Annotated in this window: 12 protein-coding genes; 6 read left to right on the forward strand and 6 right to left on the reverse strand. The window is 68.3% G+C overall.

The genetic code is table 11. From position 1 onward, the window contains the following. Window positions 1–56: 56 nt before the first annotated feature. Together AB0H76_RS36870 and eccCa are read right to left on the reverse strand one after the other, a co-directional pair. Window positions 57–1,559, reverse strand: coding sequence for a type VII secretion-associated protein (locus AB0H76_RS36870; RefSeq protein ID WP_357331957.1), 1,503 nt, complete (start codon window positions 1,557–1,559; stop codon window positions 57–59). Next, a complete protein-coding gene (eccCa, locus tag AB0H76_RS36875; RefSeq protein ID WP_357331959.1) occupies window positions 1,538–5,590 on the reverse strand; it encodes a type VII secretion protein EccCa in 4,053 nt (1,350 codons plus the stop codon). The genes AB0H76_RS36870 and eccCa overlap by 22 nt, the downstream gene beginning before the upstream one ends. Before the next feature lie 172 nt (window positions 5,591–5,762). Here eccCa and eccD point away from each other — a divergent pair, with 172 nt between their 5' ends. The 4 genes from eccD (at window position 5,763) to AB0H76_RS36895 (ending at window position 9,998) form a co-directional block, all read left to right on the forward strand. Then, a complete protein-coding gene (gene eccD / locus AB0H76_RS36880) occupies window positions 5,763–7,229 on the forward strand; it encodes a type VII secretion integral membrane protein EccD (protein WP_357331961.1) in 1,467 nt (488 codons plus the stop codon). Then, window positions 7,226–8,641: a type VII secretion-associated serine protease mycosin gene (gene mycP / locus AB0H76_RS36885; protein ID WP_357331963.1), complete on the forward strand. Its 1,416-nt coding sequence runs from the start codon at window positions 7,226–7,228 to the stop codon at window positions 8,639–8,641. The genes eccD and mycP overlap by 4 nt, the downstream gene beginning before the upstream one ends. Window positions 8,642–8,711: 70 nt before the next feature. After that, window positions 8,712–9,470 (forward strand): potassium channel family protein, encoded by a 759-nt coding sequence (locus tag AB0H76_RS36890; protein WP_357331965.1) that lies wholly within the window; start codon window positions 8,712–8,714, stop codon window positions 9,468–9,470. Window positions 9,471–9,527: 57 nt separating this feature from the next. Beyond that, window positions 9,528–9,998: a hypothetical protein gene (locus tag AB0H76_RS36895; RefSeq protein ID WP_357331967.1), complete on the forward strand. Its 471-nt coding sequence runs from the start codon at window positions 9,528–9,530 to the stop codon at window positions 9,996–9,998. On the opposite strand, the gene eccB is transcribed toward AB0H76_RS36895, so the two are convergent. Then, entirely contained in the window at window positions 9,995–11,482 is a 1,488-nt protein-coding gene (eccB, locus tag AB0H76_RS36900; protein ID WP_357331969.1) for a type VII secretion protein EccB, read from the reverse strand. The genes AB0H76_RS36895 and eccB overlap by 4 nt on opposite strands. 112 nt (window positions 11,483–11,594) lie before the next feature. On the opposite strand from eccB, the gene eccE reads away from it, so the two are divergent. Then, a complete protein-coding gene (gene eccE / locus AB0H76_RS36905; protein WP_357331971.1) occupies window positions 11,595–13,253 on the forward strand; it encodes a type VII secretion protein EccE in 1,659 nt (552 codons plus the stop codon). 37 nt (window positions 13,254–13,290) lie between these two features. On the opposite strand, the gene AB0H76_RS36910 is transcribed toward eccE, so the two are convergent. From AB0H76_RS36910 to AB0H76_RS36920, 3 genes are all read right to left on the reverse strand, one after another. After that, window positions 13,291–13,839 (reverse strand): NAD(P)H-dependent oxidoreductase, encoded by a 549-nt coding sequence (locus AB0H76_RS36910; RefSeq protein WP_357332224.1) that lies wholly within the window; start codon window positions 13,837–13,839, stop codon window positions 13,291–13,293. A 76-nt stretch (window positions 13,840–13,915) separates the two neighbouring features. Further along, on the reverse strand, window positions 13,916–14,959 hold the full coding sequence (locus AB0H76_RS36915) for an NAD-dependent epimerase/dehydratase family protein (RefSeq protein ID WP_357331973.1): 1,044 nt from the start codon (window positions 14,957–14,959) through the stop codon (window positions 13,916–13,918). 161 nt (window positions 14,960–15,120) lie between these two features. Next, a complete protein-coding gene (locus AB0H76_RS36920) occupies window positions 15,121–15,930 on the reverse strand; it encodes an S-methyl-5'-thioadenosine phosphorylase (protein WP_357331975.1) in 810 nt (269 codons plus the stop codon). Between the two features lie 104 nt (window positions 15,931–16,034). Between AB0H76_RS36920 and AB0H76_RS36925 the strand changes: the two genes are divergently transcribed. Beyond that, window positions 16,035–17,006, forward strand: coding sequence for a DMT family transporter (locus AB0H76_RS36925; protein ID WP_357331977.1), 972 nt, complete (start codon window positions 16,035–16,037; stop codon window positions 17,004–17,006). Window positions 17,007–17,008 lie beyond the last annotated feature (2 nt).

Consider the following 17,008-nt stretch of genomic DNA (forward strand, 5'->3'; position numbering starts at 1 on the left):
TCGCGCCGGGGGCCTGAATCATTTGCGCCGCAGTCGAATTCGCGACCGCCGCCGTACTACTGCGGCATCACGTGCACAGAGCCCGCGAACTTCTCGCAGGTTTCCTTCAGATCGTCCCAACCATCATCCTTGTACTGGCATCCGATATTGACCTGATTCCCGTACTCCACCAACACGAACCAGCGGACCGCTGAGCCGTCGCCGGGCTTTTCGGTATAGCCGAGGCCGGAGCGGCCACCGAAGACGTAGTCGCGCTTCAATTCCGAGAGCGTGGGCTTGGTCTTCATCTGGTTCTCGAGGTCGGCCGCGATCTGCACGTAGCCGGCGCCCGGGGCGATCTTGCGCTGGGTGACGACGAGACGCTGTTTGGTGCCGTCGAACGGGGTGAGTTCGACACGGTTGCCGTCGGCGGAGGGTTTGATGGTCCACAGGTCCGGGCCGACGAAGGTGACGCTGCCGAACTTCTCCTGCCCTTCGGGGCCGGGCGGTGCGGGATTGTCGGAGGGGCCCGGCTTGCCGGACGGGCCGGGCGGCGGGGCCGCGCTGGTGGCGGCGATCGAAGTCGTCGCGGCGACGGTTCCGCCCTTGTCGTCATCGGAGCCGCTCATCAGCACGGCCGCGGTAACCGCCGCGATGACAACCACGAGAACCGCTGCGGCGGAACCGAAGACGAGCGCGGTCTTGCGGCGGGCCGGCGCCTGCTGGGCGGCGGCGCGCTCCCGCAGCGGCTGCATCCACTCGTTGGACGGCATCACCGGCGCGGCCGGTGGTTCCGGCCGGCGTTCCGGTTCGACCTGCTGCGGCCCCCGTACCAAGTCGACTCCTGTGATCGGCCGCAGATCCACCTCGGGACCGCAGACTTGGTGCGCTACCGACCGGATCAGGTCGAGCTTGGAACGGTCCGCAACGCCCAGAATTTGCACGACATCCGCCGGGCGCCCGTCGAGCAGGCGCTCGAGCAACGCGCGCAGGCGGTCCAGGGCGTTGGGTTCGACACCGGTGCCCGCGAGAGTGAGTTCCGGTTCGAATTCGGTGGATTCGATGTGCACACCCTCGTGGCTGCGCACCACGGTGGTCGCGGTGGTGGAGACCAGGCCGAATTCGACGACCACGGTGCGGCGGCTGCGGGCGGTGCCCTCGTCGGCGGACACGGCACGAAATGCCATGTCCTCGAACACGACATCGTGGGTGAAGCGGCGCACCGCGTCGTCCAGCATGCCGCGGCGACCCGAACCCCACTCCGTCGGACAGACGACGGTCACCTGGTCGCAAGGCACCGCGATGCCGAGATTGTCGAAGATGGTGCCGACCACGTTGGTCAGCGCCTCGACGACCGAGGGCACGCGAGGGAGCAGCGCGATGCGGTTCGCCGGAACGAACTGCACCGCGGAGGACACCTGGGTCGGCGGCGTCAGCGATTCGCCGACGACCAGATTTCCGTTGCTGCCCAGGACAACCGAGGGCGGCACGGTCCAATGCGTGGTCGGGCCGACCGCCCAGATGCGGGTGTCGGTGACGACGAGTTCGACGGCCGACATCACTCCACGCCCGGCTGCCACGCCAGCTGGATGAGCTCCTGGGAGTTACGCGTGATGAGGGTGCCGCGGCCGGGCGGCAGCGGACTCGGGCGCACGGTGCCCATGAGGACACCCTCGTCCTTGCTGCAGCTCATGATCAAGCCGGCCGAACCGAGATCCTTCATACGCGCCATCGTCGCCTCGTACATCGCCCGGGACGCGCCACCGGAGCGGCGGGCGATGATCAGGTGGAAGCCGAGATCCCGTGCGTGCGGCAGGTGTTCGACGAGCACCGAGGTCGGGTTGCCCATGGAGGTAGCGACCAGGTCGTAGTCATCGATGATGACGAACAGCTCCGGGCCGCTGTACCAGGACCGATCCCGCAACTGCTGCGGCGTGACATCCTGCGGGGCCTGCCGCTGTGAGACGTAAGCGGCGAGATCGTTCATGTTCTGGGTGAACTTCGGCGAGGTCGAGCCGTAGCCCGCCTGGTAGCCCTCCGGAATCTGGCCGAGCAGGCCGCGCCGGTAGTCGCCGATGATGAAACGCGCCTCGTTCGGCGTGTTCGTCGCGGCGATCCCGTCGATGAGGGAGCGCAGCAGCGCGGTCTTACCGGATTCGGTGTCGCCGATGATAATGAAGTGCTGGCTCTCGTTGAAGTCGATGAAGACCGGCGCGAGCTCGGATTCGTTGACACCCAACGGGATTCGCAGGTTCGCCCGGCCGGGCTGCGGTGCGGGCGGCCAATTGCCGAGCGCCTCCATCAGCTCCTCGCGGTGCAGCACGTCCGGCAGCATGCGCGCGGCCGGCGCGGCGCGACCGGGTGTGAGCCGAGCAATGGTCGACACCGCTTCGGTGACCGCCTGACCCAGGGTGGTCGGGTCACAGCTGCCGTCGATCCGCGGCAGACCGGTCAGCATATGCAGCGTCTCCGGCGTCATACCGCGACCCGGCCGCCCCTGCGGAACCAGCGCCGCGAATTTGCGGCCGAAGTCGGAGTCCATCGGGTCACCGAGGCGCAGCTCGATGCGGGTGCCGATCTGGTCCTTGAGTGCCGGGCGAGCCTCGGCCCAGCGGGCGAGCGCGATGACGACGTGCACGCCGTAGGAAAGGCCTTGCACCGCGAGGTTCATGATCGGCTGCTCGAGCGGGTCGAAATCCTGGCGGATCGAGCCGAAGCCGTCGATCACCAGGAAGACATCGCCGAACGGGTCCTCGTGTGCGCCCGCGGCGGCGGGGCTGCTGGCGGGGTCCATGGAGCGCAGACGCCGGAATTCCGCCATCGACTCGATGTTGAGCGCACGGAACTGCAGTTCCCGGGCGCGCACGATAGAGGTCATCTCGGCAATGGTGCGCCGGACCTTGTCCTCGTCCATGCGGCCCGCGACGGAACCGACGTGCGGCAGGCCCTGCAGGCTGGACATGGTGCCGCCACCGAAGTCCAAGCAGTAGAACTGCACCTGCTCGGCGGTGTGGGTCATGGCCATCGACATGATCAGGGTGCGCAGCGCGGTCGACTTACCCGACTGCGGGCCACCGACGATGGCCACGTTGCCGCGGGCGCCGGACAGGTCGACGATCAGGTTGTCGCGACGCTGGTCGTAGGGGCGGTCGACGATGCCGATCGGCGCGCGCAGGTTCGCGATCGCCGAGTACTCGCCGGTGAGCAGGGAGCGCGGGTTGAGGAAGTCCAGGGTGGGCGCCTCGTCCAGCGGCGGCAACCAGATCTCGTGCGCCGGCCGCCCGTGCCCGCGGATCCGCGAGACGAGCATGTTGACGTTGGAGATCTGCTCGCCGTCCTCGTTGATGTGCTCGGTCTCGTCGTCCTCGGAGGAGGTCGGCAGCGGCACCCGGTCGATGGCCCGGAAATCCACGTGGTGGGCGGTGAAAGGCCTTGCCTTGACGTCGATCTCGCCGCCGGCGACACCGGCCTGGGTGACATCGCGCTGCGAGCCGCCGCCGACGTAGGGGCCGGAGACGTAGGAGGCCTGGAAGCGCTGGATCTCGCCGGAGTCGGACTTGAGGTAACCGCCACCGGGGATACCGGGCAGGTTGTAGGCGTCGGGGACGCCGAGGACCTGGCGGGATTCGTTGGCGGAGAAGGTCTTCAGACCGATCCGGTAGGACAGGTGCGACTCCAGGCCCTTGAGCTTGCCCTCCTCCAGGCGCTGCGAGGCGAGCAGCAGGTGCACATGCAGCGAGCGGCCCAGGCGGCCGATCATCACGAACAGCTCCGCGAAATCCGGGTGCTGGGTGAGCAATTCGGAGAACTCGTCGAGCACCACGAACAGCGCGGGCAGCGGATCCAGGTCGGCGCCGGCGGCGCGGGCCTTCTCGTATTCGGAGACGTTGGCGAAGTTGCCGGCCTGGCGCAGGACTTCCTGGCGGCGGTTCATCTCGCCGGCCAGGGCGTCACGCATACGGTCGACCAGGTCGGCTTCCTCTTCGAGGTTGGTGATGACCGCGGCCACGTGCGGCACGCCGTCCAGACCGAGGAAGGTCGCGCCACCCTTGAAGTCGACCAGGACCAGGTTCAGCTGATCCGGGGAGTGCGTGGCCAGCAGCGAAAGCACCAGGGTGCGCAGGAATTCCGACTTACCGGAACCGGTCGCGCCGATGCAGAGGCCGTGCGGGCCCATACCGCTTTCCGCGGCTTCCTTGATGTCGAGTTCCACCGGCAGACCGTCGGCGCCGACGCCGAACGCGACGCGCAGCCGCTCGCGGCCGTAGCGCGGGCGCCAGGCGTGCTCGGGGTTGAAGGAACCGATGTCGCCCAGGTTCATCAGCTGCGACCAGGTCGAAATGACCTCGGCCTCATTGGATTCCACGTCGCTGGACTTCTGGGTGGCGGCGCGGTACGGGGCCAGGCGGCGGGCCACCTGCTGGGCCTGCTGGCTGCTGATCCGGTCGATCGTGGCGAAGCGTTCCTGATTGCCGGTGGCGCCGCGGCCGATGCATTCACCATTCTCGATGACCATCTTGATGCCGCGCGAAACCGCCAGGCGCGGAGCGTATCCGCACAGGTCGATGATGGTGACGCCCTCGTAGCCGGACTCGCGGAGCTGATCTTCCTCGGCCTCGAGCAGTCCGCCGTCGACCACGACGACGATGTGCACCAGGTTCGCGTTCGCGGGCTGGTTACGGGAGTAGCGCACCCGGGTGGCGAGCATCGGATGCAGGCCGGCCATGGCTTCGCGGATGGAGCCGTAGAACATGCGCTGGGTGCCGATGCCGTCCTGGGCATCGGGGTGCTGGGTATGCGGGAGCCACTTGGTCCACTCCCATTCGCGGGCTGTGTCCGGGCCGGCCACGACGGCGACCAGCACCTGGTCGGGGGCCTGGAACATGCACAGCTGCAACAGCATCGCGCGCGTCATGTCGCGGGCCTCGGCGCGATCGCCGTCCAGGGCGATGGTCGCGAAACCCTTCACCGCGATGGCGGTGGGCAGGTCCGGCACCGTGGAGTGCGCGCGCACGAAGCGCCGAAGCGACACCGCCGCAATGGGTTCCAGCTCTTCGACCGGGCCGGTCTCCGGGGCGACGAGGCGGGTGGCCAGGCGCTGGCCGCCGATGCCGATGCGGGCGTGGCAGAAATCCTTGTCCCCGGCGCGCCGCTCCCACATGCGGCTGGTGCCGGCGAGCATCCAGATCAGGGCCGGTTCGGGGTGACTCCACTCGACCGAAGCGCGCTGCTGCGTGGCGGTTTCGTTGACATCGCGGCGAACCTGATCGAGGTAGCGCAGGTAATCCTTGCGGTCCTCGTTGGCCTCGGCCGCCTTCTGGCCCTTGCCGCCGCCCTGACCAGCGAACATGCCGACCATGGAGAACATCATCATGAGCGGGAACATCATGGTCATCGGGTTGGAGCCGATGGAACCCAGACCACCCTGATTGGTGATCATCAGCGCCATCATGCCGACCATGCCGATGATCATCACGACGGGCATCAGCTTCATGAGCAGATTGCCCGGTGTCACCCGGGGGATCTCGGGTGGTGGCTGCAGCGTGACTTCGCCGCCGGGCGTGCGGGGCATCTCGCGACGCGCACGCCTCTGAAACCTCACCGTACTCATGCTGAAGCGAATCCCCCTCTTGAAAGCTTACAACTTCGGCCTCAGTGTAGAGGCCACCGCCGACATGTCGTAGAGTTCGACCAGCATTCTGCTGCCCAGATGATGGGTTCGCAAGCTCGCCTCTGCGCGCGAGCGGGCGGAAAGACAGAGGTTAGACCGATTTGGGGGAAGCTTGACGCACGCGCGACTTGACCACATCGAAGAAGATTCCTCGCGCGGTATCGTCCGTGCGCCGGATCTGGCGCGGGTCACCATTCTGGCCAAACACACCCAGGTGGATATGGCCATCCCGGTGGACGTTCCGGTGGCCCTGGTGATTCCCAGCGTCGTCGACATGGTCGCACAGCACAGCCGCTCCAATGACTTCGACAACGAGGGCGAGCGCTTCGAGCCCGCCGAATGGGTGCTGGCCCGCATCGGGCATCCCCCGTTCTCCAACTCGCTCAGCCTCGGCGAGCACGGCGTCCGCGACGGCGAGTTACTCATGCTCGAATCGGCCTCGCACACCGCCCCGGTCCCGCTGTTCGACGACATCATGTACAACGTCGCGATCGCCGACACCGACCACTACCGCAGCTGGACACCCAAGACCGCCCGGATCACCGGTTCGGTGCTCGCGGCGCTGACGATGATCGCCGGCTGCCTCGGCCTGCTGCTGTCGCCGGACGCGATGCCCGAATGGGTCAGCGGCACGATCCCACTGGGGGTGGCGATCCTGCTGGTCGTGGCGGGCATGGTGCTCAGCCGGATGTACGGGGACACCTCGACGGCGCTGGTACTCGGCGGCTGCTCGCTGCCCCCGGCGTTCACGGCGGGCATGCTCTACGTGCCCGATCACTACGGCTGGGCGCATCTGCTGCTCGGCTCGATGCTGCTCGGCGCGACCGCCATCCTGGCGTGGCGCGTGACCGGCGTCGGGCTGGCCCTGTTCATCGGCGCGGCCACCCTGGCCATGTACGCGGTCCCGGCCGCGCTGGTCGGCCTGCTCACCGATCAGTCGACCAAGGCGATCGGCGCGGTCGCCGCCGCGCTCGGCCTCGCGGGTCTCTCACTCTCCCCGCGCATCTCGATGGCGCTGTCCAAGCTGCCGCTGCCGCCGGTGCCCTCCCCCGGCACCCCGATCGACCCGACCGAGGACGACCCGGACGACCACCGCGCGCTGCCCACCATGGAGGCGCTGCGCCAGAAGTCCGAACGCGCCCGGATGTACCTCGGCGGCCTGGTCACCGCGACCACCCTGGTCACCGTGGTCGGCGCGCTCGCCGGCACCGACCCGGGCCCCAAGGGCGCGTACTGGCCCGGCATCTCGCTGGCGCTGGTCTGCGCGGCCGTGCTGATGTTCCGCAGCCGCACCTACGCGGGCGCGGAGCAGGCCGTGGTGCTGATCGTCGGCGGCGCGTCCATCGTGCTGCTCATGCTGGTCGGCGCCGGCATCGAGATGGAGATGCCGCTGGCGATCTTCGGCGCCGCCATGCTGATCCTGATCGTGGCGCTGATCCTGGGCATCATCATCCCGAATCAGGAAGCCACCCCGCCCATGCGGCGCGGTGTAGAGCTGCTCGAATACGCCTTCGTGGCCGCCGTGCTGCCGCTGGTGTTCTGGGTCGCCTCGCTCTACTCGCTCGTCCGCGGGCTGTGAAGCGGCCCCTACGGGTCGCCGCGGTCGCGGCCACGCTCGGGCTGAGCGCGTCGTTCGGTATCGGCGCCAATGCTGGTGTGGCGCAGGCCGATCGGCCGCCCGCGGTGAATCCGGCGTTGCGTCCGGCCGGTGATCCGGCAGTGCCCCCGGACAAGACCGAGCGCCCCTCCAGCGGTACCTGCAACAGCACCGTCAAGGGTGGCGAAGGCGCCTCGATCCCGACCGCGCAGCGATCGCTGGATCTGGATCGGGCCTGGAAGTTCTCCAAAGGCGCGGGCCAGGTCGTGGCGGTCATCGACACCGGGGTCGTGCGGCATCCGCGGTTGCCGGGCCTGATGGCCGAGGGCGACTTCGTGGCCAATCCCGGTGACGGCACCGAGGACTGCGATGCGCACGGCACGTTCGTGGCGGGCTTGATCGCGGCCTCGCAGGTCGATGGCCAAGGCTTCGCCGGTGTCGCACCGGAAGCCCAGATCATGACGATTCGGCAGACCAGCACCAAATACCAGAAGGAAGGCGCGTCGCGGGACAAAGCCCCCGACGCGCTGCCGGAAGGCTACGGCTACGTCAGCACCATGGCGTCGGCCGTTGTGCGCGCGGTCGACAAGGGCGCGACGATCATCAATATCTCCGAAGTCTGGTGTGGCCCGCAGAACGATGCGGACGGTGTGCTCGGCGCGGCATTGCAGTACGCAGTGGACCGCGACGTGGTTGTCGTTGCGGCGGCAGGCAATACCGACACCTGCAAGACCGAGAACAAGGTCATCGATCCGCTGAATCCCACAGCCGATCCCTGGAGCAATGTCACCATGAATGTCGCCCCGGCCCGCTGGGACGACTACGTGCTGTCCGTCGGCTCTATCGACGCCAGCGGTGCGCCGTCCAAGTTCACCGTCGCCGGCCCCTGGCTGAGTGTGGCCGCACCCGGCGAGAACATGACCTCGCTCAACCCGATCCTGGACGACAAGGGCCAGTGGGGCACCGCCATCGGCAAGCTCACCGACCGCGGCGAGCAGCAGCCGATCAGCGGCACGAGCTTCGCGGCGCCGATCGTCTCGGGCGTCGTCGCGCTGGTCCGGGCCCGATTCCCGGAACTGAGCGCCCGCGAGGTGATGAAGCGGATCCAGGCGACCGCGCACGCCCCGGCCGAAGGCTGGAACAAGTACATCGGCTACGGCTCGGTCGATCCGATCGCGGCCCTGACCGAGGTGGTCACCGGCGAGTTGCCGCCCAAGCTGCCGACACCGGCCAAGAGTCAGCAGCTCGCGGTTCCGAAAGCTCCTCCGCCGCCGGACAATACGGCGCGCAACGTCGCATTGATCGGCACCGGCGTGATCGGCGCCGCGCTGATCCTGGGTTACCTGGCGTCGTTCCCGATTCGGCGCAGGTTCGGGGTCAGCCGGGACGAATAGCGCCGAGGGCAGTAGCGTCTGCTGCGCGGCGCGAACGGCGTCGCGCCGGATCGATTGCAGGTAGTTCGCCATGGCCGAAGCACAACCCTTGATCAGTCGGCGGCAAGCGTGGGAGCGGGCCACCAGCATTCCGATGATGGCGCTGGCGGTCGCCTTCCTCGGCGTCTACGCCTGGCATGTGCTCGACACCGGGTCGTCCCCGGTGCTCGACGCGTGGCTGACCCGCATCGACATCACCATCTGGGCGATGTTCGCGGCGGACTTCGCGATCCGGGTGTGGCTGTCCACGAATCGGTGGCAGTTCTTGCGCAACCATCCCGTCGAGTTGCTGATCGTGGTGCTGCCGCCGTTCCGTCCGCTGCGGTTGCTGCGGGCCGCGCTGTTGCTGCTGGACACCTTGAACCGCAATACCCGCACGCGCGCCCGGATGGCCGTATTCGTCGGCGCCAGTTCGGTGTTGATCCTGCTGCTGTGCAGTCTGGCGTTCTTCGACGCGGAATACGGTGCGCCGGACAGCAAGATCGCCAACTTCGGCGACGCGCTGTGGTGGTCGGCGGTGTCGGTGACCACGGTCGGGTACGGCGACGTCTACCCGGTCACCACCGAGGGCCGGTTGATCTCGCTGGTGCTGATGACCTTCGGCATCGGGTTGATCAGTTTCGCGATCGGCACCACCACGAGCTGGGTGATGGATCAGCTCAAGGCCGTCGAAGCCACCGCCGAGGCCACCGACCGCGAAATCGGGCTGCTGGTGCAGGAGGTGCGCGCGCTGCGCACGGAGGTCGCGGAGTTGCGCGGCAGCGCGAAAGAGGAGCAGCCCGCCTCCTGAGGTGCGACGATAACGCAGGCTCACGATCGAGGTGAGTGCTAGCGAGCGAGGTTCGACATGAGCAGTGTGGCGGTAAGCGTGGGGCGCGGCCAGTTGGCCGGTCGGCAGGCGGCGGGGGTCACGCTGGCCGTTCTCGGGGCGCTGCTCTGGGGATTCGAGACCATGGAAGCCTGGGACAAATCCACCCGGCCGAAGTTCCAGGCGGGCACCTACATTCACCTGGGCGCATTCGCGCTCAGCCCCTATCGGGTGCTGGTCGTGGCGACCTACGCGTTCGGGCTGGTCGCCGCCTTGCTGCTGCTCGGCGCGCTCCTGATCATGGTCCGGCGCTCCGGGATCGGCCGCTACCTGGTGGCCACGGCGTGCGTGTTCGTCCTGCTGGGCCAGACCGTCGTGCTGATCCTGACGCTGCTGCGATACGACGCGTTCTACAGTCCCCCGTCCAGCTTCGCCGGCGCCGAACTGCTGATGCTCTGCCCGCTGATCACGCTCTGGTGCGTCGCGGGACGCACCAGAGCGAACGGCTAACCGCTGGCCTTACCGACCGTCTGCTTCGCCGGGGCCGGATCCGCCGAGACGCCGTCGTGGGCGACCATGGCTTCCTCGCGGCCCAAAGTCGGTCCGTTGGCCAGCAATCCGACGATCGGCCACGGGGCCGGCTCCGGTTTCACGCCGGAATCGGTGTCCATGCCCAAGGCCTTCTGCGCGTCGGAGTTCTTGATACCGAAGCGCACGCCGGTATCGGCGATGTAGAACATGCTGTCCTTGCGCCGGCTGTCGGGCTCGATGCCCGTGGTCTGCACGAAGGCGCCGCTGGCCGGCGGGATGTAGACGGAGTCGGCGTTGGGGCCGGAGCCGTCGGCCTGGGCCAGCGAGACGGTCCTGGCGTTGTCCGGGATCGGCAGCTTCACCCCGCTCAGGATGGTGAGGTCGGCGCGCTTGCCGTCCTTGTTGTCCGCGGCTTCCGGAATCGGCTTCCAGGACAGGCAGCTGACCAGCTGGTCATCCTGGGAGACCAGCTTCGGCGCGAGCTTCGGGTAGTCCTCGACCAGCAGCGCCTTGGAGACATTCGCCGCCGTGCGTTCGGCCTGGCTGATGCGGGTGTCGTCGGACTGGTTCGGGTTGGAGTTCTTGATGATGTCGGCGGTCAGCTTCGACACCTGCTGCAGGCCGTCGGCCAGCACCACGTAGTACACGTCCTTCTCGGACGGCACCTGCACGACGTCGCCGATGCGATGGTTGTTGATCGTGTAACTGACCGAGCCACCGCGGTTGTCGAACTTCGGCGACTTCAGCGGCAGCACCTCGGGGATCGCGTTCAGCAGACCCTCGCTGACCTTCTGCGGCTTCTCCCCCGTGATGCCGAGTGCGTCGGTGACGGCGCGCTCGTTCAGATCGACCTCGGCGCGCTTGTTGTCGAACACCAGGTAGGTCTTGTCCTTGGCCTTCACCAGCAGCGCTTTCTCGGTCGGCATGACCGAGGCCTTCGCGCCCAGATCCGGATTGCCGGCGATGACGCTGGTGGCGAGATCGGTACTGCCGGCGCCGGTTCGGACGTCGCACACGGTCCAGCTGCGGCCCTTGCCGTCCTTGTCGAAACGCAGCGCGGCGGGCGCGCCGGGAATGCCGATCAGCTGGCCGCGCGGCTTCTTGCCGAGCTCGGATTCCTTCACGGTGGCGGGCTTGCCCGATTCGCCGGAGGCCAGGCGCGCGGAGGCGAGGTTCAGGGCGGGGTGCACGACATTGTCGATCACCACGTAGACGCCGCCGGACTCCTTGCCGATCAGCAGGGTGTTGTTGCCGATCTTGTCCTGCGGGCGCAGCAGCGCGAGAATGCCGCAGCCGGCCAGCACGACGATGGCCAGCACCAAGCCGGCGGCATAGGCCCGCGACTGGGATCGCATCGGATCGTGCAGCATGCGCACATCCCGGCGGACCAGGGCGTGTTCCATCCGGCGCACCAGGAAGCGGTAACCGCTCACCTGCCAGCGCGTAGTGGGTTTTGAAGGCATCTTTCCTCCCCCGAACAGTGCTCTCGTTCGGGCAACACAGTACAGTTCCCGGGGAGTCTTGTTCAGCTCGACCGGTGGAAAGCGGTCGATATCGGGTGCATGGGGGACAAAGATGGCCGAATCCACTGGGGCAGGACCGCGTCCACTTTTTGGCCGGATCACGCTGCAGAACCTGCTGGTAGCGCAGGTTATCGCCCTGGTCTTCGGCTTGGTCGCGCTGATCGCCGGGCTGGACAAGTGGATCGCCCTCGGCATTGCCGTTGTGGCGGCACTGATTCCGCTGATCCCGATCGCCAAGCGCACCCTGCTCGACTGGATCGCGACCTGGTGGCGCTACGTCACCAAAACCGACTATCAAATCGGTGACACCGTCGATTTCCGCGGCCCCGACGATCGCTCCCTCGGCCTGTACTGGGACGGCAGCCGCGTCGTCACCGTCGTCGAGGTGCTGCCCCCGCGCGGCGGGCTGACCCGGATCTCGTCCTCCACCGTGCACGCCTCGCACCTGCTGCCGCTGCCCGAGCTGGCGCAGTGCCTCAACCAGCACGACATTCTGCTCAGCGGCATCGACATCATCAGTCACGGTCACCGCAGCCGCGCCGGCACCCCCGCGGGCAAGATCTACGAATCGCTGCTCGGCCCGCTGCCCGCCACCGCGCACCGCGCCGTCTGGCTCGCCATCAGCTTCGACGCCATCACCTGCCCCGAGGCCGCGGCCCGGCGCGGCGGCGGCACCGAAGGCGCGTCCCGCGCGGTAACCATTGCGACGCAACGGATCATGCGCGCACTCGAAGACGGCGACTGCAGCGCCCGCATTCTCACCGCCCCGGAAATCCGCAAGGCCGTCCTGCAGATCACCGCGGGCTTCGACCCGCGCAACCTGACGCACCGCTGGCGCTACGCCGAGATCGGCAACGCCGTGAACATCGGCGCCGCGGTCGACCCGAAGCGGCTCGGCTCCGACCTGCTCGCGCAGCTGTGGGTGGCGCCGTCGCGCGGCACCACCGTGGCCGTGCGGCTGCGGCCCGGCAGCTCCGCCGAAACCGTAAGCATCGGCGCCGCTTGGCGTTTGACCGCACGCGAACTGCCGGAGCGGTCCAAGCTCAAGGGCATGATCTCGATGGCCGGACGGCACCGGGACGGGCTGCTCGCGCACATGCCGCTGGCCGCGCCCGGCGTCGACGACACAGTCCCGATGACCGAATACCCGATCGATGTGATCGGCGCGCTGCACCTGCCGTCCTCGGGATGCGGTCAGCTGATCGGCTCCGACGAGGAGAACCAGGGCGTCGCGGTACGCATCATCGGCCAGGGCATCTCGACGGTGTACGTGGCCGGCGAGCTGTACCTGGCCCAGCAGTTGGTGTTCCGCGCGCTGGCCGTCGGCGAGCGCATCCTGATCCGCACCGACCGCGCCCACGCCTGGGAGCAGCTGGTGCAGACCGTCGGCAACCCCGAGCGCCTCACCATCGCCGTCGAAACCCACCAGTCCGACGCGGGTTTCACCGCCACCGTGGTCGACGGCGTCCTCGCGCCCGCGCCGCACGCCGGCGTCACCACCATCTACGTCACCGGCGATCCGATGGGCTGGCCCGCCACCCGCCCCGACCTGTCCATCCACCAGCCCGGCGCCATCGGCAACCACGTCATCCTGCGAACCGGCACGGCCCAGGTCGACCTGACGCTGGTCTCGATTCCGCGCGAAGCCACGTACATCGGTCAGCCGCGTGGGCGGCAGCGGCAGATGCAGGGTGCGGGGCCGGTGCGCTGATCTGCGGCGTGGCCACGCATCGGCAGGTACGGCCGGCTCAGCCCGGGTAGGGATTCGCGAGGCGGGCCGACCGGAGAGTCGTTGCCCACCAGGCGAGTTGGGTGAGAAGGCGCTCGGCGGCATCGATCGCGGCGCCATCCTGGGTGTTACCGGCCTTGTCGAACTGCTTCTTGGCTTGATGGAAGCTGGCGGTCTCACGAATCGACACCATATGGAGCTCGGCCACCACTTGCCGCAGCTGTTCGACCGCACGCAACCCGCCCGACAGACCGCCGTAGGAGACGAACCCGATCGGCTTGGCGCGCCATTCGTGCTTCGCACTGTCGAAGGCGGTCTTCAGTGCCGCCGGATAGCCATGGTTGTACTCGGAAGTGACCACGACAAAGGCGTCCGCGCCCGCCAACCGCGCCCGGAAGGCCTCGACCTCGGGCGTATCGACGAGATTCTCGGGCAGCCCCGCATCGATGAGATCGATGACACCGGTATCGAACTCACCCCTCCCCCGCGCAGCCCGCACAAACCAATCGGCCACCACCGGCGCGAACCGCTCGGGTCGCGTACTAGCGACGATCACCTCGAGCCGCATCGGTTCATCCACCCCGCGAGCCTAGCCCGGCCCCTCTCGTGAACAGGTAGGACATCACCGAGGCGTCTGCCGTCTTTCAGGGCTCGCTCGTGACCGGGGTGGTGGTTTCGACAGGGGGTGGGGTTGGGGAGGTCGCGAATTCGGTCAGGCCGATTCGAGGTGTGGTGAGGGCGGTGAAGTTGAGGGCTTGGCGGGCTCGCTCCGGGGAGGCGAGGAAGTGGCGGATGTCAGGGAGGCGGTATTGACCGGTGACGATAGGAGTGGGACCGGAGCGGGCCTTGGACATGATGGACGCGACTTCCCAGATCGTGATCGGGTGGCCGGAGGCGATGTTCAGGGGAAGGAACCCGGGTAGGGCGCGTTCGACCGCGGCGCGGGTGGCCGCGGCGGCGTCGCTGACGTGCACGAAATCTCTGACCTGGCCGCCGTCTTCGTAGACGTGCGGTGCGGCACCGGCGGCGAGGGCGTCGCGGAACTGGGCGGGCAGGCCGGAGTGCGCGCCCGCGCCGTACACCGAATGGAAGCGCAGCACGGTGACCGCGGCACCGGTGGACAGGCCCCAGGCGAACGCGTAATTCTCCTGCGCCGCTTTGCTCGCCGCGTAGAAACCGCGCGGGCGCAACGGGGCGTCCTCGGAAACCGGCTCCCAGGTCAGAATCTCGCCGGTGCGGGGCGCGCGGTGATCGAACATGCCGCGGTCCAACTCGGCGCGCGGGCGGACACCGGGAAAGAACGGGCCGCCGCGGACGGTGCGGTATCGGCCCTCGCCGTAGACGGCGACCGAGGAGGCCAGCACCAGGCGGCGCACCTTGGCCGCGCCCATCGCCGCCAGCAGAGCGGCGGTGCCGTGATCGTTGCTGGACGCGTAATCCGCTGGACCACAATCCGTTCCGGTGGCCCCGGCGAAATGGCAGACGACATCGACGCCACGCAACACCGGGGCCAGTGCCTCCGCGTCACGAATGTCGATCCGCACGACACCGTCCGGCGGCTCCGCGCCCGCACCGTGCACGGCCTCGATCATCAGATCGATCCCGGCCACATCGTGACCCGCTTCGGACAGCACCCGGCGCACCTGCGATCCGAGGAACCCGGCCGCCCCGGTTACCAGCACCTTCATCAATGTCCACCCGCGTTCGAAATTGCCACCGAGGGCCAACTCGGCTCCCGCGCAACAGCATTCCGCCGCGCGGGCGATCATCCCGGCTGCCGGGAACCTTCCGGCCAGCTCACCGGATCATGGTAGTTCGCCGGACCGCCACTTCCGCCCGAGAACGCCGCCTACGGCAGCTCGAACGGCAGCGTGACCCCGGCGTGCACGCGGCAACGATCGCAGGTATCGGTGCCATCGACCGCGGCGACAGCACCGCGGATCAACTCCTTGAACGGATCGAGGTTCCGCTTGAACTCGGCGAACACGTCCACCGCGTGCACTCCATCGCCCTCTTCCAGCCCGGCATCCAGATCCGTGACCAAAGCCACTGCGGCGTAGCACATTTCGAGTTCACGGGCGAGGACAGCCTCGGGATGACCGGTCATGTTGACCAGATCCCAGCCCTGCCCGGCGAACCAGCGGCTCTCCGCGCGGGTGGAGAAGCGCGGGCCCTGCACGACGACCATCGTGCCGGACGCCTGCACGGTCAGCTCGGCCGATTCGGCCTTGGCCGCGGCGGTGCGGAGGTCCTCGCAGTACGGGTCGGCGAAGGAGACGTGCACGCCGCCACCGTCGAAGAAGGTCTGCGGGCGGCCCGAGGTCCGGTCGACCAGCTGGTCCGGCACCGCGACCGTGCCCGGCCCCCAGTCGGCACGCAGGCTGCCCACCGCGCACGGGGCGAAGATCCGGCGCACGCCGAGCGTGCGCAGCGCCCACATGTTGGCCTGGTAGGGCAGGGTGTGCGGCGCGAACTCGTGCTGCTTGCCGTGGCGCGGGATGAACGCCACCGCGCGGCCCTCGACCTCGCCGATCGCGACCGGCGCGCTCGGCTTGCCGTACGGGGTGTCGACCTCGACGTGGATCGCGTCGTTGTCGAAGAAGTCATAGAAACCACTGCCACCGATGACGGCGAGGGCAGGCCGGGGATGCGCACTCATGCATGCGATTCTCTCGTTTCACTTCCCGGCCCGCGCATCCGGGTTCCGACCCGGCCGATCCGAAACCTTGCGGCTGAGCAAAGATGGGATGACTTGAATTTCGGATGAGGTGGGTTGTGACGCGGGCGCGGGCAGGTGCATGGCTGACAGTGGCGAGCGGGCTGGCGTTCGCGAGTTCGGGCTCGTTCGCGAAATCGGTGCTCGGCGCCGATTGGTCGCCGGGCGCGGTGCTGGCGATCCGGCTGACCGCCGCCGCGGCGGTACTGCTGCTCCTGGCGGCGTGGCGCGATCCGGCCGGGCTGCGCGCGAGCGTGCGGCACACCCGGGCGATCATCGCGTTCGGTGTGATCGCGATCGCCGGCGTGCAGGCGACCTTCTTTCTGTCCCTGGAGTATTTGCAGGTCGGAGTGTCGCTGATGATCCAGTTCCTGGCCCCGATCGCGGTGATCGGATGGAACTGGCTGGTGCGCGGGCAACGACCGGGCGCGGCGACGCTGCTGGGCGCGGCCCTCGCGATCGGCGGCGCCGCGCTGGTCATCAATGTGTTCGGCGCGGGCGGACTGAGCCTGCCGGGGCTCGGCTGGGCCGGGCTGTCGATGGTGTGCAACGCGGCGTTGTTCCTGCTGTCCGAGCGCACGACGGCGCAGGTGCGCCCGGTGGTGCTGCTCGGCACCGGACTGACCGTCGCGGCCGCGACCAGCTGGCTGCTCGCCGCCGTGCAGGTACTGCCGGTGCACATCGGCGCCGGCACGGTCACGCTGGCCGATCATCGAATTCCGGCGTTCCTGTCGCTGGCCCTGCTGGTCCTGATCAGCACGGTCATCGCCTACCTGTGCGGCGTGGCGGGCGCGGCGCGGATCGGATCGACGCTGATGTCGCTGATCCTGCTCAGCGAGGTCATGTTCGCGGTGGCGCTGTCGTGGCTGCTGCTCGGCGAGACGGTGACGCCGATCCAGCTGGCGGGCAGCGTGGTGGTGCTCGGCGGGATCATGCTGGCCCAGCGCGGCCGCGGCGCGGACCTAGATCCACACGGCCTCACCGACGCGCTGGAGACACCCGCCGTCCCGCGTACCTGACA

The sequence above is a fragment of the Nocardia sp. NPDC050712 genome, assembly GCF_040654295.1.
Taxonomy (GTDB): Bacteria; Actinomycetota; Actinomycetes; order Mycobacteriales; family Mycobacteriaceae; genus Nocardia.

Bases quoted from the DNA above. Each gene is read 5' to 3' on its own strand.
- eccCa (WP_357331959.1), bottom strand. From the start codon at position 5,590: ATGAGTACGGTGAGGTTTCAGAGGCGTGCGCGTCGCGAGATGCCCCGC.
- AB0H76_RS36890 (WP_357331965.1), top strand. From the start codon at position 8,712: ATGGCCGAAGCACAACCCTTGATCAGTCGGCGGCAAGCGTGGGAGCGG.
- AB0H76_RS36895 (WP_357331967.1), top strand. From the start codon at position 9,528: ATGAGCAGTGTGGCGGTAAGCGTGGGGCGCGGCCAGTTGGCCGGTCGG.
- eccB (WP_357331969.1), bottom strand. From the start codon at position 11,482: ATGCCTTCAAAACCCACTACGCGCTGGCAGGTGAGCGGTTACCGCTTC.
- eccE (WP_357331971.1), top strand. From the start codon at position 11,595: ATGGCCGAATCCACTGGGGCAGGACCGCGTCCACTTTTTGGCCGGATC.
- AB0H76_RS36910 (WP_357332224.1), bottom strand. From the start codon at position 13,839: ATGCGGCTCGAGGTGATCGTCGCTAGTACGCGACCCGAGCGGTTCGCG.
- AB0H76_RS36915 (WP_357331973.1), bottom strand. From the start codon at position 14,959: ATGAAGGTGCTGGTAACCGGGGCGGCCGGGTTCCTCGGATCGCAGGTG.
- AB0H76_RS36920 (WP_357331975.1), bottom strand. From the start codon at position 15,930: ATGAGTGCGCATCCCCGGCCTGCCCTCGCCGTCATCGGTGGCAGTGGT.
- AB0H76_RS36925 (WP_357331977.1), top strand. From the start codon at position 16,035: ATGAGGTGGGTTGTGACGCGGGCGCGGGCAGGTGCATGGCTGACAGTG.